The 23,027-nt window shown below is 74.7% G+C and carries 19 protein-coding genes; 16 read left to right on the plus strand and 3 right to left on the minus strand.

The window, feature by feature from the left end; all coding sequences use genetic code 11:
• Positions 1 to 270: 270 nt before the first annotated feature.
• The 13 genes from ACFXOZ_RS02335 to ACFXOZ_RS02395 all read left to right on the plus strand — a co-directional run bounded on the left by ACFXOZ_RS02335 (position 271) and on the right by ACFXOZ_RS02395 (position 14,106).
• A complete protein-coding gene (locus tag ACFXOZ_RS02335; RefSeq protein ID WP_375887295.1) occupies positions 271 to 1,254 on the plus strand; it encodes a zinc-binding alcohol dehydrogenase family protein in 984 nt (327 codons plus the stop codon).
• A 376-nt stretch (positions 1,255 to 1,630) separates the two neighbouring features.
• Entirely contained in the window at positions 1,631 to 1,885 is a 255-nt protein-coding gene (locus tag ACFXOZ_RS02340) for a hypothetical protein (protein ID WP_375887298.1), read from the plus strand.
• Positions 1,886 to 1,965: 80 nt separating this feature from the next.
• Positions 1,966 to 3,321 carry an LLM class flavin-dependent oxidoreductase gene (locus ACFXOZ_RS02345; RefSeq protein ID WP_380396588.1) on the plus strand — a complete coding sequence of 452 codons (1,356 nt, stop codon included), beginning with the start codon at positions 1,966 to 1,968 and terminating at the stop codon, positions 3,319 to 3,321.
• A gap of 41 nt (positions 3,322 to 3,362) precedes the next feature.
• Positions 3,363 to 4,532 carry a pyridoxal phosphate-dependent aminotransferase gene (locus ACFXOZ_RS02350; protein WP_375887303.1) on the plus strand — a complete coding sequence of 390 codons (1,170 nt, stop codon included), beginning with the start codon at positions 3,363 to 3,365 and terminating at the stop codon, positions 4,530 to 4,532.
• Positions 4,522 to 5,487 carry a 3-methyl-2-oxobutanoate hydroxymethyltransferase gene (locus ACFXOZ_RS02355; RefSeq protein ID WP_380586709.1) on the plus strand — a complete coding sequence of 322 codons (966 nt, stop codon included), beginning with the start codon at positions 4,522 to 4,524 and terminating at the stop codon, positions 5,485 to 5,487. The genes ACFXOZ_RS02350 and ACFXOZ_RS02355 overlap by 11 nt, the downstream gene beginning before the upstream one ends.
• Complete coding sequence (gene ectB / locus ACFXOZ_RS02360) at positions 5,484 to 6,785, plus strand: diaminobutyrate--2-oxoglutarate transaminase (protein WP_380523179.1); 1,302 nt, start codon at positions 5,484 to 5,486, stop codon at positions 6,783 to 6,785. Before ACFXOZ_RS02355 ends, ectB begins: the two co-directional genes overlap by 4 nt.
• Positions 6,782 to 7,783, plus strand: coding sequence for a diiron oxygenase (locus tag ACFXOZ_RS02365; protein ID WP_375887310.1), 1,002 nt, complete (start codon positions 6,782 to 6,784; stop codon positions 7,781 to 7,783). Before ectB ends, ACFXOZ_RS02365 begins: the two co-directional genes overlap by 4 nt.
• On the plus strand, positions 7,783 to 9,024 hold the full coding sequence (locus tag ACFXOZ_RS02370) for an MFS transporter (RefSeq protein WP_375887313.1): 1,242 nt from the start codon (positions 7,783 to 7,785) through the stop codon (positions 9,022 to 9,024). The genes ACFXOZ_RS02365 and ACFXOZ_RS02370 overlap by 1 nt, the downstream gene beginning before the upstream one ends.
• 26 nt (positions 9,025 to 9,050) lie before the next feature.
• Entirely contained in the window at positions 9,051 to 9,923 is an 873-nt protein-coding gene (locus tag ACFXOZ_RS02375; protein ID WP_380586712.1) for an NAD(P)-dependent oxidoreductase, read from the plus strand.
• Entirely contained in the window at positions 9,920 to 11,233 is a 1,314-nt protein-coding gene (locus ACFXOZ_RS02380) for an ATP-grasp domain-containing protein (protein WP_380396593.1), read from the plus strand. The genes ACFXOZ_RS02375 and ACFXOZ_RS02380 overlap by 4 nt, the downstream gene beginning before the upstream one ends.
• Positions 11,230 to 11,718, plus strand: coding sequence for a flavin reductase family protein (locus ACFXOZ_RS02385; RefSeq protein WP_380586715.1), 489 nt, complete (start codon positions 11,230 to 11,232; stop codon positions 11,716 to 11,718). Before ACFXOZ_RS02380 ends, ACFXOZ_RS02385 begins: the two co-directional genes overlap by 4 nt.
• 99 nt (positions 11,719 to 11,817) lie before the next feature.
• Complete coding sequence (locus ACFXOZ_RS02390) at positions 11,818 to 13,065, plus strand: acetyl-CoA carboxylase biotin carboxylase subunit family protein (RefSeq protein ID WP_375887322.1); 1,248 nt, start codon at positions 11,818 to 11,820, stop codon at positions 13,063 to 13,065.
• A 6-nt stretch (positions 13,066 to 13,071) separates the two neighbouring features.
• Entirely contained in the window at positions 13,072 to 14,106 is a 1,035-nt protein-coding gene (locus ACFXOZ_RS02395) for a ketopantoate reductase family protein (RefSeq protein WP_380523176.1), read from the plus strand.
• Positions 14,107 to 14,146: 40 nt separating this feature from the next.
• Here ACFXOZ_RS02395 and ACFXOZ_RS02400 read toward each other — a convergent pair whose 3' ends face one another.
• Complete coding sequence (locus ACFXOZ_RS02400) at positions 14,147 to 17,440, minus strand: BTAD domain-containing putative transcriptional regulator (protein WP_380523175.1); 3,294 nt, start codon at positions 17,438 to 17,440, stop codon at positions 14,147 to 14,149.
• 458 nt (positions 17,441 to 17,898) lie between these two features.
• Between ACFXOZ_RS02400 and ACFXOZ_RS02405 the strand changes: the two genes are divergently transcribed.
• Genes ACFXOZ_RS02405 through ACFXOZ_RS02415 form a run of 3 tightly spaced genes read left to right on the plus strand, consistent with a single transcriptional unit; the run spans position 17,899 to position 20,829 of the window.
• Entirely contained in the window at positions 17,899 to 19,290 is a 1,392-nt protein-coding gene (locus ACFXOZ_RS02405) for a diacylglycerol/lipid kinase family protein (protein WP_380586738.1), read from the plus strand.
• A complete protein-coding gene (locus tag ACFXOZ_RS02410; protein WP_380586718.1) occupies positions 19,287 to 19,832 on the plus strand; it encodes a phosphatase PAP2 family protein in 546 nt (181 codons plus the stop codon). Before ACFXOZ_RS02405 ends, ACFXOZ_RS02410 begins: the two co-directional genes overlap by 4 nt.
• Positions 19,833 to 19,866: 34 nt before the next feature.
• Positions 19,867 to 20,829 carry an aldo/keto reductase gene (locus ACFXOZ_RS02415; RefSeq protein ID WP_380586721.1) on the plus strand — a complete coding sequence of 321 codons (963 nt, stop codon included), beginning with the start codon at positions 19,867 to 19,869 and terminating at the stop codon, positions 20,827 to 20,829.
• A gap of 53 nt (positions 20,830 to 20,882) precedes the next feature.
• Here ACFXOZ_RS02415 and ACFXOZ_RS02420 read toward each other — a convergent pair whose 3' ends face one another.
• Positions 20,883 to 21,434: a hypothetical protein gene (locus tag ACFXOZ_RS02420; protein WP_380586724.1), complete on the minus strand. Its 552-nt coding sequence runs from the start codon at positions 21,432 to 21,434 to the stop codon at positions 20,883 to 20,885.
• A 209-nt stretch (positions 21,435 to 21,643) separates the two neighbouring features.
• A partial coding sequence (locus ACFXOZ_RS02425) for a LamG-like jellyroll fold domain-containing protein (protein ID WP_380586727.1) occupies positions 21,644 to 23,027 on the minus strand: 1,384 nt, incomplete at its 5' end.

Genomic DNA, 23,027 nt, shown 5'->3' on the forward strand with positions numbered 1-23,027 from the left:
CCACCCCCCGGCGCCCGCCCGGGTCCCCCCGGCCCGGGTGGGCGCCCCCCGACCGATCCGGTCCGCTGTTCGGCGGCTCGACGCGCCCCGCAAGGGCGCGAAGCGGCTCGAAGCGGACCGGCCCGGTCCACCGAAGTACGCCGCCGTGAGCGGAAGTTCACGCAGTACCCGGCAGTTCACGCGGTGCGCCGCGGTCCACGCGGCTCGCCGCGGCGCCGGCAGACCAGTAGCAGCAGCAGTTCGACAGCACAGCAGCCAGGAGGCATTCCCATGCGCGCCATTCGTTTCGACAGCTACGGCGGCCCCGAGGTCCTGACCCTCGTCGAGGTGGAGATCCCCGAGCCCGGTGCGGGCGAGGTGTCGATCGACGTGGAGTACGCGGGCGTCAACTTCGCCGAGGTGATGTTCCGCCGCGGCCAGTTCCAGCCCGGCACCCCGCACGTCCCCGGCCTGGAGGTCACCGGGACCGTCCGCGCCGTCGGCGAGGGCGTCACCACCCTGCGCCCCGGCCAGCGGGTCTCCGCGATCACCCTGGCCGGCGGCGGCTACGCCGAGGTCGCGGTGGCCCGCGAGCGGCTGACCGTCGCCCTCGACGGCGAGCTGGACGCCATCCCCGGCCCGGTCGCGGCCGCCTTCCCCTGCAACCTGCCGGTCTCCTGGGCGATCCTGCACGACGTGGCCCGGGTCCGCGAGGGCGAGAGCGTCCTGGTGCTGGCCGGCGCCGGCGGCGTGGGCAGCGGCGCCGCGCAGATCGCCCGCAACCTGGGCGCCGGCGCCGTCTACGGCGCGGTGAGCACCGCCGACAAGGCCGCGTTCGCCAAGGAGAAGTTCGGCTACGACGAGGTGTTCACCTACGACGAGCTGGAGGAGCGCCTCGCCGAGGTGACCGGCGGCCGCGGCGTCGACATCCTGCTGGACTCCATCGGCGGCCCGCTGCGCGCCAAGGCCCTGGACCTGCTGGCCCCGCTCGGCCGCCACGTGGTCTTCGGCAACGCCTCGCAGCAGGACCACACCTACGAGGCCAACCAGATGTGGTACACCGCCAAGACGGTGGCCGGCTACAACATCGGCGGCCTCGCCGACCAGCAGCCCGACCTGGTCCACGGCCACCTGGTGGAGGCCGCCCGCCAGCTCGCCACCGGCGCCGTCCGGATCGAGACCACCGAACTCGCCCTGGAGGAGGCCGTCAAGGCGCACGAGATCCTGGAGGCCCGCGGCTCCACCGGCAAGCTCGTCCTGCGCGTCAAGGCCTGACACCCGGCCGCCCGTACCAAGATCCAAGAGACAGGCCCCGAGGGCCGCCTCCGCCATCCGGCGGGGGCGGCCCTTCGGCGTTCCCGCACGCGCGTTCCCGTCCGCGAGCCCGGCCGGAAGCCCGTCCGAAGGCCCCGCCCGGAGGCTCACGCGGAACCGCCGTCCCGGGGGCCGTGAGCGCAACCCCCTTCTGGAGTCCTTCTGATCGCCTTTCGACACTCGGGCCGCGGCGGAGGCCCCGTGAAAGGTGGTTGGAAAGCGCACCGGTCTGGACTGGTCCCAGCCGGGGCCGCCCGGCGGAACCGGACCGGGACCACACCCCGGGCCGGGCGAAGGCGCACGACAGCACAGCGAACAGCACATGGGGGAGAGCGCAATGACGAAGACCCGGATCATGATCCGCACCGTGCTCGGCCTGGCGGCCGGCGCGATGGCGGTCGGGGTGGTCCTGGCGGTCGCCGGCCCGGGCAGCGGGTCGGTCGACGACACCCACTGGGGCATGGCGCACTCCTCGGCCGACACCCACTGGGGTGCACCGGTGCCGGTCGCGGACGACACCCACTGGGGCGCGCCGGTCACCGACGACACCCACTGGGGTGTGACCGGGCCGGAGTTCGCCCCCGGCGAGTGAACGACCGGCGAGTGAACGACGGGCGAGTGAACGACCCGCGGGGTCGGGACCGATCGTCAACGGACAGGGAGGAAAAGGTCATGGGCGGGACACGCCGGATGATGAAGCTGGGGGCGTTCATGCTCGTCCCCGGGTACCACGTCGCCTCCTGGCGGCACCCGGCGGCGCGGGCCGACGGCGGCCTGGACTTCGGCCACTACCGGGACCTGGTGCGCACGGCCGAGCGGGCCAAGTTCGACATGTTCTTCGTCGCGGACGGCGTCGGCATCCGCACGCCGTACCAGGACGCCGACGAACTCAGCCGCTGGGGACGGTTCCTGCAGTTCGACCCGATCACCCTGCTGTCCGCGCTCTCGGTGCACACCGAGCGGATCGGCCTGGCCGCGACCGCCTCGACCACCTACAACGAGCCGTTCCACCTGGCCCGCAAGTTCGCCTCGATCGACCACCTGAGCGCGGGCCGGGCGGCCTGGAACATCGTCACCTCGGTGACCGACGCCGAGGCCCGCAACTTCAACCGGGACTCCCAGCCGGACCACGGCGCCCGCTACCACCGGGCCCGCGAGTTCATGGAGGTGGTCACCGGGCTGTGGGACAGCTGGGAGGACGACGCCTTCCTCTTCGACAAGGACGGCGGGCAGTTCTTCCGGCCCGAGAAGCTGCACGTCCTCGGCCACAAGGGCGAGCACTTCTCGGTCGCCGGCCCGCTCAACGTGGCCCGCCCGCCGCAGGGCTACCCGGTGCTGATCCAGGCCGGCGCCTCCGCCGACGGCCAGGACTTCGCGGCCCGGTGGGCCGAGGTGATCTTCACCGCCAGCCAGACCCTGGAGGAGGGGCAGGCCTTCTACCGGGCGATGGGCGAGCAGGTCCGGGCGCACGGGCGCGACCCGGAGCAGGTGAAGATCATGCCGGGGCTGTTCCCGGTGGTCGGCCGCACCCGCGCCGAGGCCGAGGACAAGTACGCCGTACTTCAGGAACTCGTCGACCCGGTGGTCGGGTTCGGCCTGCTCACCCAGCTGCTCGGCGACGTCGACGTCTCCGGCAGCCCGGTGGACGGCCCGCTGCCCGAACTGCCCGAGACCCAGGGCAGCACCAGCCGGCAGCGGCTGGTCTACGACAAGGCGCGGCGCGAGGGGCTGACCATCAAGCAGCTCTACCAGTCCGTCTCCGGCGGCCGCGGCCACCGGGTGCTGATCGGCACCCCGGAGGAGATCGCGGACGCGATGGAGGAGTGGTTCACCGGCGGCGCGGCCGACGGCTACAACGTGATGCCGCCGGTGCTGCCGGACGGCCTGACCGACTTCGCCGACCTCGTCGTCCCCGAACTCCAGCGCCGCGGCCTGTTCCGCACCGAGTACGAGGGCACCACGCTGCGCGAGAACCTCGGCCTGGACCGCCCCGCCCACGGCGCCGCCGCCCGCGCCGAGAACGTCTGAACAGCTCGCACGTCATCCGAGAACCCGAGGAGCATCCGAGCATGCCGTCACTGGCACGAGACCTCAGAGAGATTCCCCCCTCGCCCCTGGTCCAGGTCGAGGAACTGCTCAGCCGCAGCGGCGACCTGGCCCCGATCGGCCTGCACCAGGGCAAGACGGTCTTCGAGCCCTGCGCCCGCCCCCGGCCGTGGAACGCCGAGGAGTTCGCCACCGCCGCCCACCAGCACGCCCCGCCCGGCGGCGTCCGACAGCTGCGCGAGGCCTTCGCCGAGCACCTGGCGGCCCGCCGCGGCAGCCCGGTCGAGCCCGCGCAGGTGCTGGTCAGCAACGGCGGCACCCACGCCATCTCGGTGCTGCTGCACGCGATCCTGGGCCAGGGCGACGAGGTGCTGGTGCTGTCCCCGCAGTGGCTGTTCGCCACCGGCCTGGTGTGGGCGGCCGGCGGGGTGCCGCGCGAGGTGCCGGTCTTCCTGGAGCTCAGCGCCGACGCCGACTTCGACTTCCTGTCGGTGATCGAGCGGGCGGTGACCGACCGCACCCGGGCGATCTACTTCAACAACCCCAACAACCCGACCGGCTACCGGCTCAGCGAGGCCCAGCTGGCGGCGCTCACCGAGCTGGCCGAGCGGCACGACCTGTGGCTGATCGCCGACAACGCCTACGAGAACTACGACTTCACCCGGACCGGCTTCGTCGACCCGGCCACCGTCGGGCGGGCCGCCGAGCGCACCTTCTCGGTGTACAGCTGCAGCAAGACCTACGCGATGCCGGGCGCCCGGGTGGGCTTCCTGGTCTCGCCGCCCGGCCTGGCCGAGGCGCTCACCAAGTGGTCCCTGCACTCGCTCTACTCGGTCTCCACCGCGGCCCAGTTCGCCGCGTACGAGGCGCTGCGCACCCCGGCCGAGGAGCTCACCCGCCGCCGCGACCGGGCCGCCGCGGCCTGGTGGCTCGCGGACTCCAAGCTGGAGGTCCCGCACACCGCGGTCTCCGGCGGGCTGTACACCTTCCTCGACCTGGCCGCCTACGGCGACGGCGAACGCTTCGTCCGCCGCTGCGCCGAGCTGGGCGTGGGACTGGCCCCCGGCCGGGTGTTCGGCGCCCACTGCGCCGACTGGGCCCGGCTCTGCTTCACCGCCGCCACGCCGCCGCTGGTGGCGGAGGCGATCGACCGCATCAACAAGATCTACGGGGAGGGCATCGATGAGCACTGACACGGTGGTCCTGGAGCATTCCGGCCTGGCTCCGTTCCTGCGCCGTTACGACGCGCCGTCGCGCGTCGGCCTCAAGGTCAACGCCTACCGGGGCTACGAGGTGGAGGGCCTGGCCCGGGCGCTGGAGGGGCCCGAACTGGCCGACTGCCCGCTGGAGTGCGTGATGGTCGGCGACTCCTACTTCATGACCCACCTGGGCCGCCCGAGCACCGCGCTGGCCGACGACGCCGAGCGCGAGTGGGCGATGGCCACCCTGACCGGGCTGGTCGCCGAGGTGCGCGAGGCGATCGACGCGCACTTCCCGGCCCACCGCCGGCCCTTCCTGCTGGCCGACCTGCCGGACGGCGCGACCGCGAGCCCCGCGGCCGCCCTCGCCGCCGGCGAGCGGTTCCGGGCGGCGGGCGCCGACGCGGTGAAGGTCGAGCTGGCCGGCGACGGCGACCTCGACTGCCTGGAGGCGCTCGCGCGGACCGGCGGCACCACCCTCGGCCACCTCGGCTACACCCCGCAGCGCGGCGAGCTGAGCCGGCACGGCGACAGCGTCGAGGACGCGGAGCGGATGTTCGCCCAGGCCCGCCGGGTGCGGGACGCGGGCGCGGCCGGCCTGATCGTCGAGATGGTCAGCGAGCCCGTCAACCGGGCGCTGAGCCGCCCGCACGCCGCCGGCATCCCGCTGTACTCGGTGTTCAGCGGCCGGGCCGAGTGGGGCGGACAGAGCCTCAACGTCTGGGACGCGGTGGTCCGCCCGGCCCGCGGCGGCCGGTTCTTCCCGCCGACCGCGGTGATCGAGGCCGCCGAGGCCCCGACCCGCTACACCCCGGACCTGATCGCGGACCGCCTGCGCGAGCTGATCGGGCTCACCCTGGACGGCAGCTTCCCGCTGTCGCCGCGCACCGTCCTGACCCCCGAGGAGACCGAGCGGATCTCCGCGACCGAGCCCTGGAGCGCCCGATGACGACCACCACCCTGCCCACCGGCCCCTCCTCCGGCACCGAGGTCTTCGACCAGCTGGAGTCCGCGATCCGCACCTACTGCCGGCGCTTCCCGGCGGTCTTCACCCGGGCCAGCGGGCACCGGATGTGGGACGAGGACGGCCGCGAGTACCTGGACTTCCTGTCCGGTGCCGGCGCGCTGAACTACGGTCACAACCCGGCCGACGCCCGCCAGGCGCTGGTGGACTACCTGCTCGCGGACGGTCCGGTGCACGGGCTGGACCTGCACACCGGCGCCAAGCGCCGCTTCCTGGAGCGCTTCCAGGAGGTCGTGCTGGCCCCCCGCGGCCTCTCCTACCGGGTCCAGTTCACCGGCCCGACCGGCACCAACGCGATCGAGTCCGCGTTCAAGACGGCCCGCCGGGTCACCGGCCGCACCGACATCGTCGCCTTCACCGGCGGCTTCCACGGCCTCTCGCTCGGCGCGCTCGCCGCCTCCGCCACCGCCTTCAAGCGCGACGCGGCCGGCGTCCCGCTGGGCAACGTGGTGCGGATGCCGTACGAGGGCTTCGCCGGCGAGGGCGTCGACACCATCGACTACCTGACCCGGATGCTGGACGACCCGGGCAGCGGCATGGACAAGCCCGCGGCCTTCGTGGTGGAGACCGTGCAGGGCGAGGGCGGCCTGGCCACCGCGACCCCCGAGTGGCTGCGCCGGCTGGCGCAGGTCGCCCGGGAGCGGGACATCCTGCTGATCGTCGACGACATCCAGGCCGGCTGCGGCCGGACCGGCACCTTCTTCAGCTTCGAGGAGTCCGGCATCACCCCGGACCTGGTGTGCCTGTCCAAGTCGATCAGCGGCTACGGGCTGCCGATGGCGCTGGTGCTGGTCAAGCCGGAGCTGGACCAGCTCGGCCCGGGCGAGCACAGCGGCACCTTCCGCGGCAACAACCTGGCCTTCGTCACCGCCGCCGCCGTCCTGGACCACTGGGCCGACCCGGCGTTCACCGAGGGCCTGGCCGCCCGGGTGAAGGTGCTGGACGGCCTGCTGGCCGACCTCGCCCGGCGCTTCGCCGCGCTCGGCTGCACCCCGCGCGGCCGGGGCCTGATCCGCGGCCTCGGCTTCACCGACCCCGCCCTCGCGGACAAGGTCTCGCGCGCCGCGTTCGCCGCCGGGCTGCTGGTGGAGACCACCGGTGCGCGCGGCCAGGTGCTCAAGATCATGCCGCCGATCGTGCTCGCCGAGGACCGGCTGACGCACGGCATCACGCTGCTCGCCGACGTCATCGACGCGGTGTCCCGCAAGGAGGAGGACCGATGACCGATCTGCTGCACGACCTCGACACCCCCGGCGCCCCGGAGGCCGCGGACGGGCCCGACGACCACGCCCACGGCATCGACGAGACGGTGCTGCGCCGGCTCGCCGCGTCCTGGCCGCGCCGCGCCACCGTCCGCACCGACCTGGACCGGATCACCGACCCCGACCCCGCGGAGTACGACGCCGCGCTGCCCGACTACCCCGAGCGGCTGCTGCCCTTCGCCGAGCACCCGCTCTGGCTGGCCGCCACCCCGGAGCAGCGGCGGACCGTGCAGACGCTGGCCTGGCTGGTCTACAACGAGCGGGTCATCGCGGCCGAGGAGTACGTCGCCAACCCGACCTTCGCGATGATCATGCACGGCGTCTTCCCCGGCGCCGACGGCGTGCACACCAAGCGGGCGGTGCAGCAGACCCACGTCGACGAGGTGTGGCACACCTACATGCACATGGTCGCCATGCAGCGCACCCGGGAGCTGCGCGAGGTGACCGCCGAGCCGGCCTACCCGCACACCGTCACCTACCGGCGGCTGCTGGAGGCCGAGGCCAAGGTCTCCGAGAAGTGGGAGCGCGACCTCCTCAAGCTGGTCTGGACGACCGTCTCGGAGATCAGCGTCAACGCCTACCTGGAGCTGCTCTCCCGGGACGAGACCGTCCAGCCGCTGCACGCGCTGGTGCCCCGGCTGCACGCCCGCGACGAGTCCGCCCACTCCTCCGTGATGGTCGAGGTCGCCAAGGGCCTCTACACCCACCTGAACAAGGAGCAGCAGCGGGCCTTCGTCGGCGCCCTGCCCGAGGCCCTGAACGCCTTCGTCGCCCAGGACTTCGCGGTCTGGCCCGGCATCCTCAAGCACGCCGGGTTCGAGAAGGCCGACGAGATCGTCGAGGACTGCCGGCGGGCCGCGGGCAGCAACCTGCTGGTGCGCGACTTCTCCGGCATCCGCCGGATCGTGCGCGAGATGGAGCTGACCGAACTGGTCGACTTCGACTTCGGGGTCGAGTGATGCGGCGGCCGGTCGGTCTGCGGGAGCTCTCCGCCGAAGGGCGCCGACTGGCCCTGGCCGCACTCGTCCAGTCCCTGGGCATCGGCCTGTTCACGGCCAGCTCGATCGCCTGGTTCACCCGGCACGTCGGGCTGTCCGCCAACCAGGTGGCGACCGGCCTCGCGGTGGCCGGCGCCGCCGCCCTGGCCGGCTCGCTGCTGGCCGGGGTGCTCGCCGACCGGCACGGCGCCCGGCGGGTGCTCGCCACCGTGTACGCGGGGCGCGGACTCTGCTTCCTCGCCTTCGCGTTCGTGACGGACCTCTGGCAGTACCTGCTGGTCACCCTCTTCTCGGTGGCCTTCGACCGGGCCGGCCCGCCGGTGCTCCAGGCCCTGGTCGCGGCCGCGCTGCCGCAGCAGCGCGACCGCAGCCGGCTGCTCGGTCTGGTCAACGTGGTGCGCAACATCGGCCTGGGGCTCGGCGCCATGGCCGGCGGGGTGACGCTCACCCTCGACACCGTCGAGGCGTACCGGATCACCATGGTGCTGATCACCGCGGCGTTCCTGGGCGGCGCCGTCCTGGTCCTGCGGGTGCCCGCCCCGCCCCGACCGGCCGCCGCCGCCACCCCCGTCGGCGGCGGCCCCCGGGCCCTGCCGGACCGCCACTACCTGGCGCTGACCGGCCTGAACTTCCTGTTGTCCTTCTTCGACGTGCTGCTGCTGGTGGCGATGCCGGTCTGGGTGCTGGACCACACCACCGCCCCGCACGCCACCGTGTCGGTGCTGTACGCGCTCAACACCGTCCTGGTGGTGGTCGCCCAGCTGCCGGTGAGCCGGCTCGCCGACGAGGTGCGGCGCAGCAGCCGGATGCTGCTGTGGGGCGGGATCGCGCTGGCCGCCTGCAGCCTGTGCTTCGCCGCGGCGGGCGCGGTGCACGGCGCGGCGTCCGTCCTGATGCTGGTGCTGGCGATCGTGGCGCTGTCGGTGGGCGAGGTGGTCAGCACCTCGGCCACCTGGAGCCTGTCCATCGAGCTCGCCCCGCCCGAGGCGCGCGGCCGCTACCTGGCCGTGTTCGGCCTCGGCCTGGCCGGCCAGCGGGTGCTCGGACCGGTGGTGGTCACCGGGCTGCTGCTCGGCTCCGGCGCGGTCGGCTGGATCGGCGCGGCCGCGGTGTTCGCGCTGACCGGTGCCGCGGCGGAGCGGGTCGCGCTCGCCGGGCACGCCAAACTCCCGTCCCGGGAAACCGAATTGACGACAACGTGATGGATGCGAACGTAGGGAGACCGACCATGCGGATCGGATTCGCCGGACTCGGGACGATGGGCGGCGGCATGTGCCGGCGCCTGGCCGAGGCCGGTTTCGAGGTGGCGGCCTTCGACCTGGACGCCGCCGCCGCCGAACGGGCGGCCGAGCAGAGCGGCATCACCGCCGCGGCCGCGCCCGCCGGCCTGGCCGCGCCGGTCGTGGTCACCATGCTGCCGGACGGCGCCGCCGTCCGGGCCGTCGCCGAGCAGCTGCTGCCGGCCATGGCGGCCGGCTCGGTGCTGGTCGACACCGGCTCCAGCGACCCGGCCGACACCCGGGAACTGCGCGAACTGGCCGCCCGGTACGGCGTGCACGTGGTGGACGCCCCGGTCTCCGGCAGCCCGGCGGCGGCCCGCGGCGGCGAGCTGACCCTGATGGCGGCCGGCGACCCGCAGGCCCTCGACCTGGCCGAGCCGGCGCTCACCGCCCTCGGCCGGGTGTACCGGGTCGGCCCGTCCGGCGCCGGCCACGCGTTGAAGGCGCTGAACAACCTGCTGTCCTCGGTCAGCCTCGCCGCCACCGCCGAAGTCCTGCTCGCGGGGCGGGCGTTCGGCCTCGAACCGGCCGTCATGCTGGAGGTGGTGAACGCCTCCACCGGCCGCAACCACGCCTCCGAGACCAAGTTCCCGGCGCACGTGCTGACCGGCACCTTCGACTCCGGCTTCGCCCTGCGGCTGATGCTCAAGGACCTGCGGATCGCCGACCGGCTGCTGGCGGCCGCCGGCGGCCGCTCCGACCTGGGCCGGGCCTGCCGGGCGCTCTGGGAGGACGCCCGGGAGAAGCTGCCGGAGCAGGCCGACAACGTCGAGCTGGTCCGCTGGCTGGAGTCCGAGGCCGGACGGGAGCTGCGGTCATGAGCGAGCGCACCAGCCCCGCCGAGGGCGCGCCCGCGCCGCGGATCGCCGTGATCGGCGGCACCCCCGCCACCCTGCGCAAGGTGCGCGCCGCGGGCTTCGAGATCGTCTGGGTGTACGGGCCGCAGGAGCTGGACCCGGCCGGCCTGGCGCACGTCGCCGAGGCCTACCTGACGGACTACCGGGAGCCCGCCGCCGTCGCCGAACTGCTCGCCACCGTGCACCGGTCCCGCCCGCTGGTCCGGGTGGTCTCGATCATCGAGGACGGCCTGGAGCCGGCCGCCGCCGCGACCACCCGGCTCGGCCTGCCCGGCAACGGGCTGGACCTCGTCCAGGTGCTCCAGGACAAGCTGGCCTTCCGCACCCTGCTCGCCGAGCGCGGCGTGGACGCCGTCGCGGCCCGGATCGGGCACGGCACCGAGGACATCCGCGCCTTCGTGGCCGAGCACGGCCCGACCGTGATCAAGCCGCGCTACGGCTCCGGCAGCCTCGGGGTGCGCTTCGTCGAGGACCTCGCCGCCGTCGACGAGGCGGGCGCCTGGGCGGCCGGCTTCGGACTGCACTCCTTCCTGATGGAGCAGTTCCTGTCGGGCACCGAGATCAGCGTGGAGACCTTCAGCTACGCCGGCCGGCACGTGGTGCTCGCCTTCACGGCCAAGGAGAAGCTCGCCTCCTTCGTCGAGGTCGGCCACACCCAGCCCGCCCCGCTGGAGGACGCCACCGCCCGCCGGGTCGAGGACCTGGTCTTCGCGATGCTCGACACCGTCGGCCTGGCCGACGGCCCCGCGCACACCGAGGTGATCCTCACCGAACAGGGGCCCCGGCTGGTCGAGTCGCACAGCCGGCGCGGCGGGGACCGGATCACCGACCTGGTGAAGGAGGTCTACGGGATCGACACCGACGCCCTGGCCTTCCTCTGGTACGCCGGGCGCACCGACCCGGTCCGGCCCGGGGAGCCGTCCTGCGGCGCCTCGATCCGCTTCCTGACCGCCGAACCCGGCGTGGTCGCCTCGGTCGAGGGCCTGGACGGGGTGCTCGCCGACCCGGCGGTCGTCGACGCCTCGGTGAGCGTCGCCCCGGGCGACACCGTGGTGCCGATCGCCTGGTCCTACGACCGCTGCGGCCTGGTGCTGGCCCGCGGCCGGGACGGCCGGGACGCGGCCGAGCGGGCGAGCGCCCTCGCCGCCCGGATCGCGATCCGGACCGCGCCCGCCGAGACCGGCCCGCCGGCCCGCACCCTGGCCACCATCGCGGCCCGCCCGGACCGGCTGGTCGGCGCCGCCCCGGCCCCCGGCCCGGGGGCCGCCGAGTGAGCGTCGACGCCAAGGAACTGCGCGCCGCGCTGCGCCCGCACGCGGCCGGGATCGCGGTGCTCACCGCGCCCGGGCCGGTCGGGGTGACGATCACCTCCTTCACCTCGGTCAGCGCCAGCCCGGCCCTGGTCTCCTTCGCCCTGGCGGAGACGTCCAGCACCTGGCCGCGGGTCCGGGACAGCGAGTGGTTCGGCGTCCAGATCCTCGGCGCCCACCAGCAGGAGCTGGCCCGGCTGTTCGCCACCCCGGGCGCCGACCGCTTCGGCCCGGACACCCGCTGGCACCCCGGGCCGCACCAGGTCCCGCTGCTCGACGGCTGCCTGAGCTGGCTGGTCTGCACCCGGTACGACGTCCGCACCCTGGGCGACCACCACGTGGTCACGGCCGCCGTCACGGAGGTCCGCCGGGGCGCGCCGGGCGACAGCCTGGTCCACCTGCACGGCGTGATGCAGCCGGTGGCCCAGCCCGCCCTGGCCAGGAGCTGACCCCGGCGCGGGAGTTGACCCCCGGCCGGGAGTCGGCCCCCGTCGGGAGTAGACCCCGGCCGGGAGCCGGCCCCCGCCCACCATCCGACTGGAGGAGCAATGGAGACGGAAGCACGACCGCCGCAGCAGCCGGCCACCGGGGCGACCGCCCCGCACGCCCTGGTGCTGGTGGACAGCGACCACGCCGACACCCCGTACGACGTCTGGGCGGCCGAACTCGGCGTCCGGCTGACCCTGCTGGTCTCCGAGGAGAAGTACCCGCAGTACGCCCACCTGCCGGCCGCCCGGTCGATCTCCGGCTACCACGGCGGCAGCGAACTGGAGCGGGTGGCCATGGAGTTGGCCGACCAGGACTTCGCCGCGGTGATCGCCCGCGGCGAGCGGGACGTGCTGCGGGCCGCCCGGCTGCGCGAGCTGCTCGGCCTGCCCGGCCAGCACTGGGACAGCGCCCTGGCCTTCCGCGACAAGGTCCTGATGAAGACGATGCTGCGCGAGAAGGGCCTGGACGTACCGGAGTTCGCGCCGGTGCGGGTCGCCCTCGACCTGTTCGGCTTCCTCCGCGAGCACGGCTACCCGGTGGTGGTGAAGCCCGCCCTGGGCTCCGGCTCCAAGGGCACCGTGGTGCTGCGCGACGAGGCCGACCTCACCGAACTGCTCGCCGGGGGCCTGCCCGAGCACGCCGAGGTGGAGCGCTTCGTCGACGGCCGGATGTACGTCGTCGACGGCCTGGTCACCGAGGGCCGGTTGGCCGCCGTGTTCGTCTCGCACTACCTCAACGACTGCCTCACCTTCCACTCCGGCGGCTACCTCGGCTCGGCCCAGATGAACCGCGGCGAGCCGCTGGTGGAGCGCCTGATCGAGTACGCCGAGACGGTGCTGGCGGTGCTCCCGACGCCGGACTGCACCAACTTCCACCTGGAGGTCTTCCTCACCCCCGACGACCGCCTGGTGCTCTGCGAGGTCGCCAGCCGGACCGGCGGGGCCCGCACCACCGGGGCGATCCGCGCCGCCACCGGCTTCGACCTGGACCAGCGCTGGTTCGCCGCCCAGCTCGGCGAGCGGATCCCCCGGGCCGAGGAGCTGCGGGCCGTGCCGCCGGGCGGCTCCGGCGGCTGGGTGCTGTTCTACCCCGGGCAGGGCCGGCTGACCGGGCTGCCGCAGGACCCGCCGTCCTTCGTGGTCGAGGAGCGGATCAAGGGCACGGTCGGACACCGCTACCACGGCGGCGAGAAGTCCGGGGACTACCTCGGCGGCTATGTGATCATTGGCCGGGACGCGGCCGAAATCGCCGCCAACGCCGATGAGTTGGCCGCGTGGTACGCGAACGGGATCAGCTGGGAGGAGTAGGAGTCGATGGACGAGCGGTACATCGTGATCGGCGCCGGGGCGGTCGGCGGCGTGGTCGGCGCGCGGCTGCACCGGGCCGGGCGGCAGGTGGTCCTGGTCGCGCGCGGCGAGCACGGCGCGGCGCTGCGCGAGCACGGGCTGACCGTGCACGGCCCGGCGGGGGCGGACACCGCCCGGATCCCGGTGGCCGCCGGTCCGCAGGAGGTCGAGCTGCGCGAGGGCGACGTCCTGCTGCTGGCCGTCAAGACCCAGGACACCGCGGCCGCGCTGGCCGACTGGGCCGACCGCCCGGTCGGCCCGGCCGGTGCGCGGGCCGGCGCCCGGCTGCCGCTGGTCTGCCTCCAGAACGGGGTGGAGAACGAGCGGCTGGCGCTGCGGCACTTCCGCCGGGTGTACGGCGCCATGGTCGTACTGCCGGCCGCCTTCCTCACCCCGGGCGAGGTGCGCACCTGGTGCGGGCCGCGCACCGGCGCCCTCGCCCTGGGCCGCTACCCGGACGGCGCCGACGACACCGTCCGGCAGATCGCCGCCGACCTCACCGCGGCCGACTTCCGGGCCGAGGTGGTCGAGGACGTGCTGCGCTGGAAGTACGGCAAGCTGGTCGACAACCTGGCCAACGCCGTCGACGCGCTGTGCGGGCAGCGGCCCGGGGCCGAATCCGCGGAGCTGGCCGTCCGGGCGCGGGCCGAGGCCGTCGCGGTGCTGGAGCGTTCGGGCATCGCGTTCGCGACGCCCGAGGAGCTGACCGAACTGCGCCTCGGCGCGGTCGAGCGCCGGCCGTCGGACCCGGGGGCCGGGCACGGCTCGACCTGGCAGAGCCTCAAGCGGGGCGGCCGGTCCGCCGAGGTGGACTACCTGAACGGGGAGGTCGTGCTGCTGGGGCGCGGCTGCGGGGTGCCGACGCCCGTCAACGAGCTGCTCCAGGAGCTGGTGCACCGCTGGGTGCGGGAGCGCCGCGAGCCCGGCAGCCTGGCCGTGGCGGAGCTGGCCGAGCTGATCGGGCGGGCGGCGGACGAACAGCCCCTCGCGGCAGGACAGTAGGCAGGGCAGTAGGCAGGACGGGCCGGGCGGTGGTCCGCCGTCAGCAGCGGTCCGGGCGGCTCCCCAGGCGCAGCGCCGGTCCGGCCTCGGCGGCCGGTTCGGGGCTGCGCCGCGACTCGGCCAGCAGGTCCTCGGTGCGCTCCAGCCAGGGCTTGGAACCGAGTTCGGTGAACAGCGTCCGGCAGGCCTTGAGGTGCCCGGCGGCCTGGGCGCGGTCGGCCCGGCGGAGCGCGATCTCGGCCAGCGCGTAGCGCGAGCGGCCCTCCACGGCCCGCTCGCCGACCTGCCGGGACAGCTCCAGCGCCCGGGTCAGGGTGTCCACCGCGCCGTCCAGCCGGCCCTCCCGGCGGTGCACCGTGCCGAGGCCGTGCAGCGCGTAGGCCTCGCCGATCCGGTCGCCGCCGGCCCGGACGATCCGCAGCACCTCCCGCAGGGCGTCCTCGGCCAGGTCCGTCCGCTCGGCCGACAGGTGCAGCTCGGCGAAGCGTTGCAGCACCTGGGCCTCCACCCGGACGCAGTGCTCCGCCCGGCAGATCACCAGGGCCTGTTCCAGCAGGGTGCGGGCCTGCTCGGGCCGGCCCGCCGTCATCCACCAGCCGGCCAGGCTGCGCAGGATGTGGGCCTCGCCGATCCGGTCGCCGACCAGCCGCATCACGGTCAGCGCCTCGTCGTACTTCTCCCGCATCGCCAGGTCGTCGCCGCGCACCCCGTCCAGGAAGGCGTCGTTGCGCAGCACCAGGGCCCGGCCGTGGTCGTGCCCGGCCGCCTCGAACAGCTCCCGGGCGAGCGCGAAGTGCTCCTGGGCCTGCTCGTGCCGGGTCTGGAACATGTGCAGGGTCCCGAGCGAGTAGAGCATCGCGGCCCGACCGACCGTGTTGCCCGCCCGGACGGCCGCCTCCTGGGCCAGCCGGGAGGTCTCCTCCCAGTCGTCGAAGTGCCCCTTGGCCTCGAACAGGGTGACCGAGGTGAGCGCGAGGTCCCAGCAGAGTTCGTCCAGCCCGGCCGCGGCGGCCTGCCGTACGGCCGTCACCAGGGCCAGCCGCTCGGTGTCCCAGCCGTCCACCCCGGTCCCGGCCGCGCCGGAGCGGCCCTCCAGCGGCGGCCGCCAGCGTTCGGCCGTGCCGTGGATGACGGTGTAGTCGCCGCCGTACTCCCGGCGGTGGGCGTCCTCGGCCAGGGCCAGCCAGCCGCCCAGCATCCGGGTCAGCGCGGCCTCCCGCTCGGCCGCGTCCTCGGTGGCCACCAGCTGCTCGTGGGCGTAGGCGCGGACCAGGTCGTGGAAGCGGTAGCGCGGCCCCGGCTGGTTCGGGTACTGGACGATGTCCATCACCTGGGCCTCGACCAGCAGGTCGAGGGTGTCCTCGGCGGTGTACGGATCGCAGTCCAGCAGCGCCGCCGCGATCCAGGCGGGCGCGTCCGGCAGCTGGACCAGGGAGAACAGCCGGAACAGCCGCTGCGCCGAAGGCGGCAGGGCGCGGTAGGTGAGGCTGATGGTGGAGCGCAGTTCGAGGCCGTGGTGGCTGAGCTCGTCCAGCCGGCGGCGCTCGTTGCGCAGCCGCCGGACCAGCCGCTCCACCGGCCAGTGCGGGTGCGAGGCCAGCCGGGCGCCGGCGATCCGCAGCGCCAGCGGCAGCCCGTCGCACAGGTGCACCAGCTCGACGGCGGTGTCCAGTTCGGCCTGGACCCGCGGTCTGCCGATGATCCCGGCGAGCAGGTCCAGCGCGTTGGACATGTCGAACACCTCGACGTCCACCCGGTGGATCCCCGGGACGCGGGACAGCCGGACCCGGCTGGTCGCGAGCACCGCGCAGCTCGCGCTGCCCGGCAGCAGCGGCGTCACCTGCTCCGCGCTGGTCACCCCGTCCAGGACCACCAGGACCCGGCTGTCGGCCAGCCGGCTGCGGTACATCTCGGCCCGCTCCTGGGGGTCCTCCGGTATCGCCTTGGCCGGCACCCCGACCGCCCGCAGGAAGCGGGCGAGCAGCGTCCCGGTCCGGCCCTCGCCGCCCTCGCCGGGGGCGCCCGGCTCGGTGGTCGGGGTGTGCAGGTCGGCGTAGAGGTGGCCGTCCGGGAAGTGGGCGCCGGCCTCGTGCGCGGCGCGCACCGCCAGCGCGGACTTGCCGACCCCGCCCGGGCCGCAGATGTTGACGATCGGCACCGCGTAGCCGGGGGCCTGGGTGCCGGCGTAGGGCACGATCAGCTTCTTGATCTCGTCGAGCTGGCTCCGGCGGCCGATGAAGTCGCTGATGCTGGCCGGGAGTTGGCGGGGGGTGAGGCGGAAGGCGGCCTCGGCGGCGGGGTGTGCCGGGTGCGTGGTGAGGGTGGCCTGGACGGTGTGGGTGGTGTGGGTGGCCTGGCCGGTGTGGACGAGGTGGCCGGGGTTGCCGGGGTGCGCGGCGGCGGCGGGAGCCGTGGGCGCGGGCGGGGGAGCGGAGCCCGGGTCCGCCGTGCCCCGGTCGGCGGGCGGCGACAGCGGCGCCACGGACACCAGGGGCACCGGGGGTACGGGCGCCGGTGCGGGGGCGAGCGACGGTGCGGCCGGGTCGGCGGCGGCGTGCCGGGCGTGCCCGTCGCGGTGCCCCGGCAGGTCCAGTCCGGGGGACTGGCACAGGATCGCCCGCTCCAGCTCCCGCAGCTCCTGGCCCGGCTCGATGCCGATCTCCTCCACCAGGGCCCGGCGCGCCCGCTGGAACGCCTCCAGCGCGTCCGCCTGCCGGCCCGAGCGGTACAGCGCCAGCATCAGGTGCCCGTACAGCCGCTCCCGGAGCGGGTGGCGGGCGGTCAGCGAGGCGAGTTCGGCGCCCAGCTCGCCGTGCCGGCCGAGCAGCAGGTCCAGCCGGACGCGTTCCTCCAGGACGGTCAGCCGCCGGTCGTCCAGGTGGGTCGCGGCCCGCTGGGCCAGCTCGCCGGGCACCCCGTCCAGCGCCGGTCCGCGCCACAGGGCCAGCGCCTCGCGCATGGTGGCGGCCGCCCGTTCGACGCGGCCCGCGCCGCCCTCCTCCCGGGCGAGCGCGACCAGCCGCTCGAACTCCAGGCCGTCCACGTCGGAGGGCTCCAGCTCCAGCGCGTAGCCGGGGGAGCGGGTGGTGATCGCCTCCGGCCGGCCGGCCTGGGTGAAACGTTTGCGCAGGGTGGAGACGGCGACCTGGATCTGTCCGCGGGCCGTGGTCGGCGGTGCGTCCCCCCACACCGCGTCGATCAGCTGTTCGGTGGAGACGGTCCGGTCGACGTTCAGTCCGAGCATCGCCAGGACCACCCGCTGCCGCGGGCCCCCCAGGTCCAGCGAGCGCCCCTCATGGACCAGTTCGACCGACCCCAGCAGCCGTAGCAGCATGCCTTCCTCCCCGTCAACCGAAACGCGCTCAGCGTATTGGTATACACCAGATTCCCCCGTGGACACTACAGTCACAGCATTAACCGGACAGTCCGTGCGGGAGGTTTCTGTACGCCCGGCGAATTCTCGCCATAACCCCCGCGCTATCGTACGTGATCCTGGGCTGACCATGGCTGACGCAGATGCTTCGTACACGTGCCGGCTTCGTCGGGGCGTCCGGACGGATTCTCCGGGGCGGGGCCCCCGGCGGGCGGCCCCGGAATTGTTTTTGGACATTCGGGAGCGGCCCGCCGGGCCCCTGAACCGGCCGCGCCGCACGGCCCGTTCGACGCGCCCCGAACGGGCCCTCAGGTTACGGTGACCGGACCGGACGGGGCCGAACGGAGGAGGGCGGGCCGATGGCGAGCGGGTCGAGGTCGACGGCGGGTGGGTCGACGGGGAGCGGGTCGGTGAAGGGTATGGCGGACGTGGAGGGTGCGGGGGACGTGGCGGACGTGGTGGACCGGCGCCGACCGCGCCGACTCGCGCGGCTCGCCCTGCTGTGCGCACTGGCCGCCGTGGTCGTGCTCGCCTTCACCGGCCCGCACGGGCCGCTGGTGCTGCTCGCCGAGTTCGTCGGCCTGGTGGTCACCGCCGTCGGCGTCTGGTGGGCGATCACCCGGCGGGCCCTGTGGCGGCTGATCGGCGCGCTGCTGGCCGTCGCCGCGCCGGCCGCCGGCGTCCTGCTCGCCTACGACACCGGGGTGCTGGCGCTCACGGTGGCCGCCGTGGCCCTCTGGCTCGCCGCCCTCGCGTGCGGCCGCGCCGCGCTGCGCGCCGCCCGGCCGCCGCGCCCGATGCCCGCCCGGGAGACCCCGCCGCCGCGGCAGCCCGTCCTGATCATGAACCCGAAGTCCGGCGGCGGGAAGGTCGAACGCTTCGACCTGGTCCGGCGCGCCGAGGAACTGGGCGCCCGGGTGGTGCTGCTGGACACCTCCGCCGAGCAGGACGTCGCCGAACTCGCCCGCCGGGCGATTGCCGACGGCGCCGACCTGCTCGGCGTGGCCGGCGGCGACGGCACCCAGGCCCTGGTCGCGGCCGTCGCCGCCGAACACGGCCTGCCGTTCCTGGTCGTCTCCGCCGGGACCCGCAACCACTTCGCGATGGACCTCGGCCTCGACCGCACCGACCCCGCCACCTGCCTCGACGCCCTCCGCGACGGCGTCGAACTCACCGTCGACCTGGGCCGGGTCGGCGACCGGACCTTCGTCAACACCGTCTCCTTCGGCGCCTACGCCGAGATCGTGCAGAGCCCCGAGTACCGCGACGCCAAGACCGCCACCGCCCTCGGCGCCCTGCCCGACCTGCTGACCGGCGAGGCCGGGCCCACGCTCACCGCCCGCGCCGACGGGCACCGCATCGACGCCCCGCAGGCCCTGCTCGTCAGCAACAACCCGTACGCCGCCCCCGACCCCGTCGACCTCGGCCGCCGCCCCCGGCTGGACGAGGGCCTGCTGGGCGTGGTCGGCGTCCGGGTCGACGGCGCCGCCCAGGCCGCCGAACTCGTCCTGCTCGGCGAGCGGGCCGCCGCACTGACCCTGCTCTCGGCACGGCAGGTCACCGTGCACGCCGACGTCCCCGAGATCGCCGTCGCCGTCGACGGCGAGGCGCTGACCCTGCCGACCCCGGTGGTCTGCACCCTGCGGCACCGCGCCCTGCGGGTCCGCGTCCCGCGCGAGCGCCCCGGCGCCGACCCGGCCCAGCGGCCCCACGCCCACCCGCTGGACTGGCGCGACGTCACCCGGCTGGCCCTGTCCGGGGCGGGCACGCACCCGGCGCAGGCCGCCCGGCCCTCCGGGGGCCACCGGTGACCGGCCCGGTCCTGCGCGACCTCACCGCACTCGACGCGGCGCTCTACGCCGCCGTCGCCGCCACCGACACCCCCGCCCTCGACTCCGCCCTGCGCACCCTCTCCGCGGCCGCCGACCACTCGAAGATCAACCTCTCCGTCGCCGCCGCCCTGGCCCTCGTCCCCGGCCGCTGCCGCCGCGCCGGGCTCACCGGCGCGGCCGCCGTCGCCCTCGCCTCCTTCACCGCCAACGTCCTCGGCAAGCAGCTGGTCCGCCGGCCCCGCCCGGACCGGGAGGCCGCCCGGGTGGTGCTGGGCCGGCACGTCCCGATGCCGGCCAGCGCCTCCTTCCCCTCCGGCCACACCGCCTCCGCCTTCGCCCTGGCCACCGCCGTCGGCACCCTGCTGCCCGCCACCGCCGCCCCGCTCGGCCTGCTCGCCGCCGCCGTCGGCTACTCCCGGGTGCACACCGGCGTCCACTACCCGGGCGACGTCCTGGCCGGCGCCCTGCTGGGCAGTACCTGCGCCGGGATCGTGCTCGCGGCCGGGCGGCGGACGCCGTAGGGTCGATCCCTCGGACCAGGGGAGGGGACCACCGATGCTGCACCTCAGCCTGGGAGTTGACGGACCGAAGGTCAGCGCGCTGTGCCTCGGCGCGATGACCTTCGGCACCACCGTCGACGAGCGGACCGCCACCGCGATCCTCGACCGGTTCACCGAGGCCGGCGGGAGTTTCATCGACACCGCGAACAACTACGCGTTCTGGGCCCCCGGCGGCACCGGCCACGAGAGCGAGGAACTCCTCGGCCGCTGGACCGCCCGCCGCCGCAACCGCGACCGGCTCGTCCTCGCCACCAAGGCGGGCGCCCGTCCCGTCCCCGGACTGCCCTACCCCGAACACCTCGAAGGCCTCTCCGCCCCCGCCCTGCGCAGCGCGGCCGAGGGCAGCCTGCGCCGGCTCGGCACGGACCGGATCGACCTCTACTACGCCCACGTCACGGACCCGGCCACCCCCGTCGAGGAGACCATGGGCGCCTTCGCCGGCCTGGTCGCCGACGGCAAGGTCACCGCCCTCGGCTGCAGCAACCACCGCGCCGCCGACCTCGCCGCGGCCAACGACCTCGCCGACGCGCGCGGCTGGCCCGGCTACCGGTGCGTCCAGCAGCGCCACAGCCACCTCCAGCCCCGGCCCGGCGCGGACCTCGGCATCCAGCGGCACGCCGACCGGGCCCTGCTGGCCCACCTCGCGGACCGGCCGGACCTCACTCTGCTCGCCTACTCGCCGCTCCTCGGGGGCTCCTACACCCGCCCCGACCGCCCCCTGCGCGAGGAGTACCGCTGGCCGGGGACGGACGCCCGGCTCGCGGCCCTGGCCGAGGTCGCGCAGGAGACCGGCGCCACCGTCAACCAGGTCGTCCTGGCCTGGCTGATCGGGCACCCCGTCCCCACCGTCCCGGTGATCGGCGCCGGCTCGGTCGCCCACCTGGAGGAGAGCCTGGCCGCCCTGGACCTGGTCCTCGACGCGGACCAGCGCCACCGCCTGGACACCGCGGGCAGCTGACCGGCGCAGCTGGGCCGCAGTGACCCGTGCCGGGCCGCCGGGCCGCCGGGCCGTCAGTGCCGCCCGGTCCCCGTGGCGGGGCGCCGCACCGAGAACGTCCACCGCCGCGGGCCGGCCGGGCTGCCCCCGGCACCCGTCGCACGGGGCCCGTGCACCCGGCGGCGGGCCTGCTCGGCGAGCCCGCGGGTGTCCGCGGTGGTCCGGTCGAGGGCGGTCGCGACCAGGTCGACGGGCAGGCGGAACACCTCGTGCAGCACGAAGGCGACCCGCTCGGCCGGGGCCAGCGCCTCCAGCGCGGCCAGCAGCGCGGGCCCGACCGACCCGTCCGACGGCACCGGGCGCGCGGGCCCGGCCACCGCCTCCGGCGCCCGCCGCGGCCGGGCGTCCCGCGAACCCAGCAGCCCCAGGCAGACCCGCCCGGTCACCGTGGTCAACCACTCGGCGAGGTCCGCCACCTCCTCCGGATCGATCCGGCCGAGCCTGACCCACACCTCCCGCACCGCGACCTCCGCCTCCGCGTGCGAGCCCAGCAGCGGGTACGCGAGGGCCCGCATCCGCGGCCGCAGGTGCTCGAACTGGCCTGCCTGCCGGTCCTGCTCGGGCACGGTCGCACTCCTCGGCTCCGGAGGGTTCGTCACCGACCGGTACCCGGCCGTGGCTGGACCTTACTCGGAGAAGCAGGTTGATCACACCGGGTGGTGCCGGAGCAAAATCCCCGGGGAGGTCCGGCGCCGGGCGCCCGAACGACACCGTCCCCCGCCGGGTGGACTCCCGACGGGGGACAGCGCTGTGCGGTGACGAGGTCCTGCGGGTGTTACACCGTCTGCTGGGCCTCGAAGATCCAGTGGTGGTTCCCCTGGTCGGCGCACTGCCAGACGTCCAGGCCCTGGCCGTTGGCGGTGTTCCAGCCGTTGAGGTCCAGGCAGAGGCCGGACGTCGGGTTGTACAGCGAGTTGTCGAAGCGGCGGACCCAGGCCTGGGAGGCCGGGTTGCTGCCGCAGTCCTGCGCGACGACCGGGGTGCCGTTGACGGCCGCGGCGTCCGCGGTGCCGAGGCAGCGACCGGAGATCGGCATCTTGATCCGGTTGTCCTTGGTCATCACGAAGTGCTGGCCCTCGCCGTTCCAGCAGTCGTAGATCCGGAGCTGGGCGCCGGCGTTGCCGCCCCAGTTGTCCAGGCACTTGCGGCTGTCGACAGCGCTGCGGATCTGGATGGCCGAGTCGGTGGTGGCGAGCGTGTTGGCCTGCTGGTCGGTCAGCGCGTACGGGTAGGCCCGGACGTCGCTGATCGCGCCGTTGACCAGGTCACTGGCGGCGGACTTGTTGTAGGCGGCGCCGCCGGCGTTCAGGCTGCCGGGGGCCGGCTTCCAGCCGCTGGGCATCTTGTCGGAACCGACGGCCGCGCCGTTGACGTACAGCGTGATGGTCGAGGTGTCGGCGTTGAACGTGCCGGTCAGGTGGGTCCACTGGCCGACCGTGGCGTTGGTGCGGCCGCTGCGGTCGTAGGCGGAGTACCAGGCCGTCGGGTTGGTGCTGTCGCTGCTGGGGGCGACGAAGGCCCAGTTGTGGAAGGTCTTCGAGTACTGCAGGTAGAACGGGCTGGCCACGTCACCGGTGAGGGAGACGGCGGTCTGGAAGTTGTCGAGGTTGTTGACCTTGATCCAGGCCGAGACGCTGTAGCTGCGGGAGGTGTCGAGACCGCTGTTGACGGGGGCGGTGGTGCGGTAGACCGACGCTCCGTCGAAGGCGGTGGCCTTGTTGGCGGTGCGGTTGTGGTCCGCGGTCAGCGTGGCCCCGGTCGGGTAGCTGTTCTTGGGGTCGTCGCCGTTGCGGTAGAGCTTGTTGGTGTCGCCGGTGTCGCCGCTGGTGCGGCCGTCGAGCACCCACTGGGACGGGTTGACGGCGGTGTTGGCGATGGTGTTGGGGCCGACCTGCCAGGTGTAGCCGGCGGTCGGGTTGCCCGGGGTGGTGACCTTGCCCCACCAGATGTCGATGGAGCCGTCGGCCTTGGTGCCCCAGAGGGCGGCGTTGCCGTTGCCGGTGATGTCACCGTCCGAGCCGAGGGTGGTCCAGGTGTCGCTGGGCACCCCGCCGATCTTGGTGGTGGTGGCGATGCCGGTGAGGGTGGGGACCATCAGGGGCTTGCCGGTGGGGTCGTTGACGGGCTGGCCCTGGTTGTCGGTGGCCAGGACGGTGCCG

Source organism: Kitasatospora sp. NPDC059160 (genome assembly GCF_042755465.1).
GTDB lineage: Bacteria > Actinomycetota > Actinomycetes > Streptomycetales > Streptomycetaceae > Kitasatospora.

Coding starts and splice junctions, on each gene's coding strand:
- ACFXOZ_RS02375 (WP_380586712.1), top strand. CDS start 9,051: ATGCGGATCGGATTCGCCGGACTCGGGACGATGGGCGGCGGCATGTGC.
- ACFXOZ_RS02395 (WP_380523176.1), top strand. CDS start 13,072: ATGGACGAGCGGTACATCGTGATCGGCGCCGGGGCGGTCGGCGGCGTG.
- ACFXOZ_RS02365 (WP_375887310.1), top strand. CDS start 6,782: ATGACCGATCTGCTGCACGACCTCGACACCCCCGGCGCCCCGGAGGCC.
- ACFXOZ_RS02340 (WP_375887298.1), top strand. CDS start 1,631: ATGACGAAGACCCGGATCATGATCCGCACCGTGCTCGGCCTGGCGGCC.
- ACFXOZ_RS02390 (WP_375887322.1), top strand. CDS start 11,818: ATGGAGACGGAAGCACGACCGCCGCAGCAGCCGGCCACCGGGGCGACC.
- ACFXOZ_RS02345 (WP_380396588.1), top strand. CDS start 1,966: ATGGGCGGGACACGCCGGATGATGAAGCTGGGGGCGTTCATGCTCGTC.
- ACFXOZ_RS02370 (WP_375887313.1), top strand. CDS start 7,783: ATGCGGCGGCCGGTCGGTCTGCGGGAGCTCTCCGCCGAAGGGCGCCGA.
- ACFXOZ_RS02350 (WP_375887303.1), top strand. CDS start 3,363: ATGCCGTCACTGGCACGAGACCTCAGAGAGATTCCCCCCTCGCCCCTG.
- ectB (WP_380523179.1), top strand. CDS start 5,484: ATGACGACCACCACCCTGCCCACCGGCCCCTCCTCCGGCACCGAGGTC.
- ACFXOZ_RS02380 (WP_380396593.1), top strand. CDS start 9,920: ATGAGCGAGCGCACCAGCCCCGCCGAGGGCGCGCCCGCGCCGCGGATC.
- ACFXOZ_RS02400 (WP_380523175.1), bottom strand. CDS start 17,440: ATGCTGCTACGGCTGCTGGGGTCGGTCGAACTGGTCCATGAGGGGCGC.
- ACFXOZ_RS02355 (WP_380586709.1), top strand. CDS start 4,522: ATGAGCACTGACACGGTGGTCCTGGAGCATTCCGGCCTGGCTCCGTTC.
- ACFXOZ_RS02415 (WP_380586721.1), top strand. CDS start 19,867: ATGCTGCACCTCAGCCTGGGAGTTGACGGACCGAAGGTCAGCGCGCTG.
- ACFXOZ_RS02405 (WP_380586738.1), top strand. CDS start 17,899: ATGGCGGACGTGGAGGGTGCGGGGGACGTGGCGGACGTGGTGGACCGG.
- ACFXOZ_RS02335 (WP_375887295.1), top strand. CDS start 271: ATGCGCGCCATTCGTTTCGACAGCTACGGCGGCCCCGAGGTCCTGACC.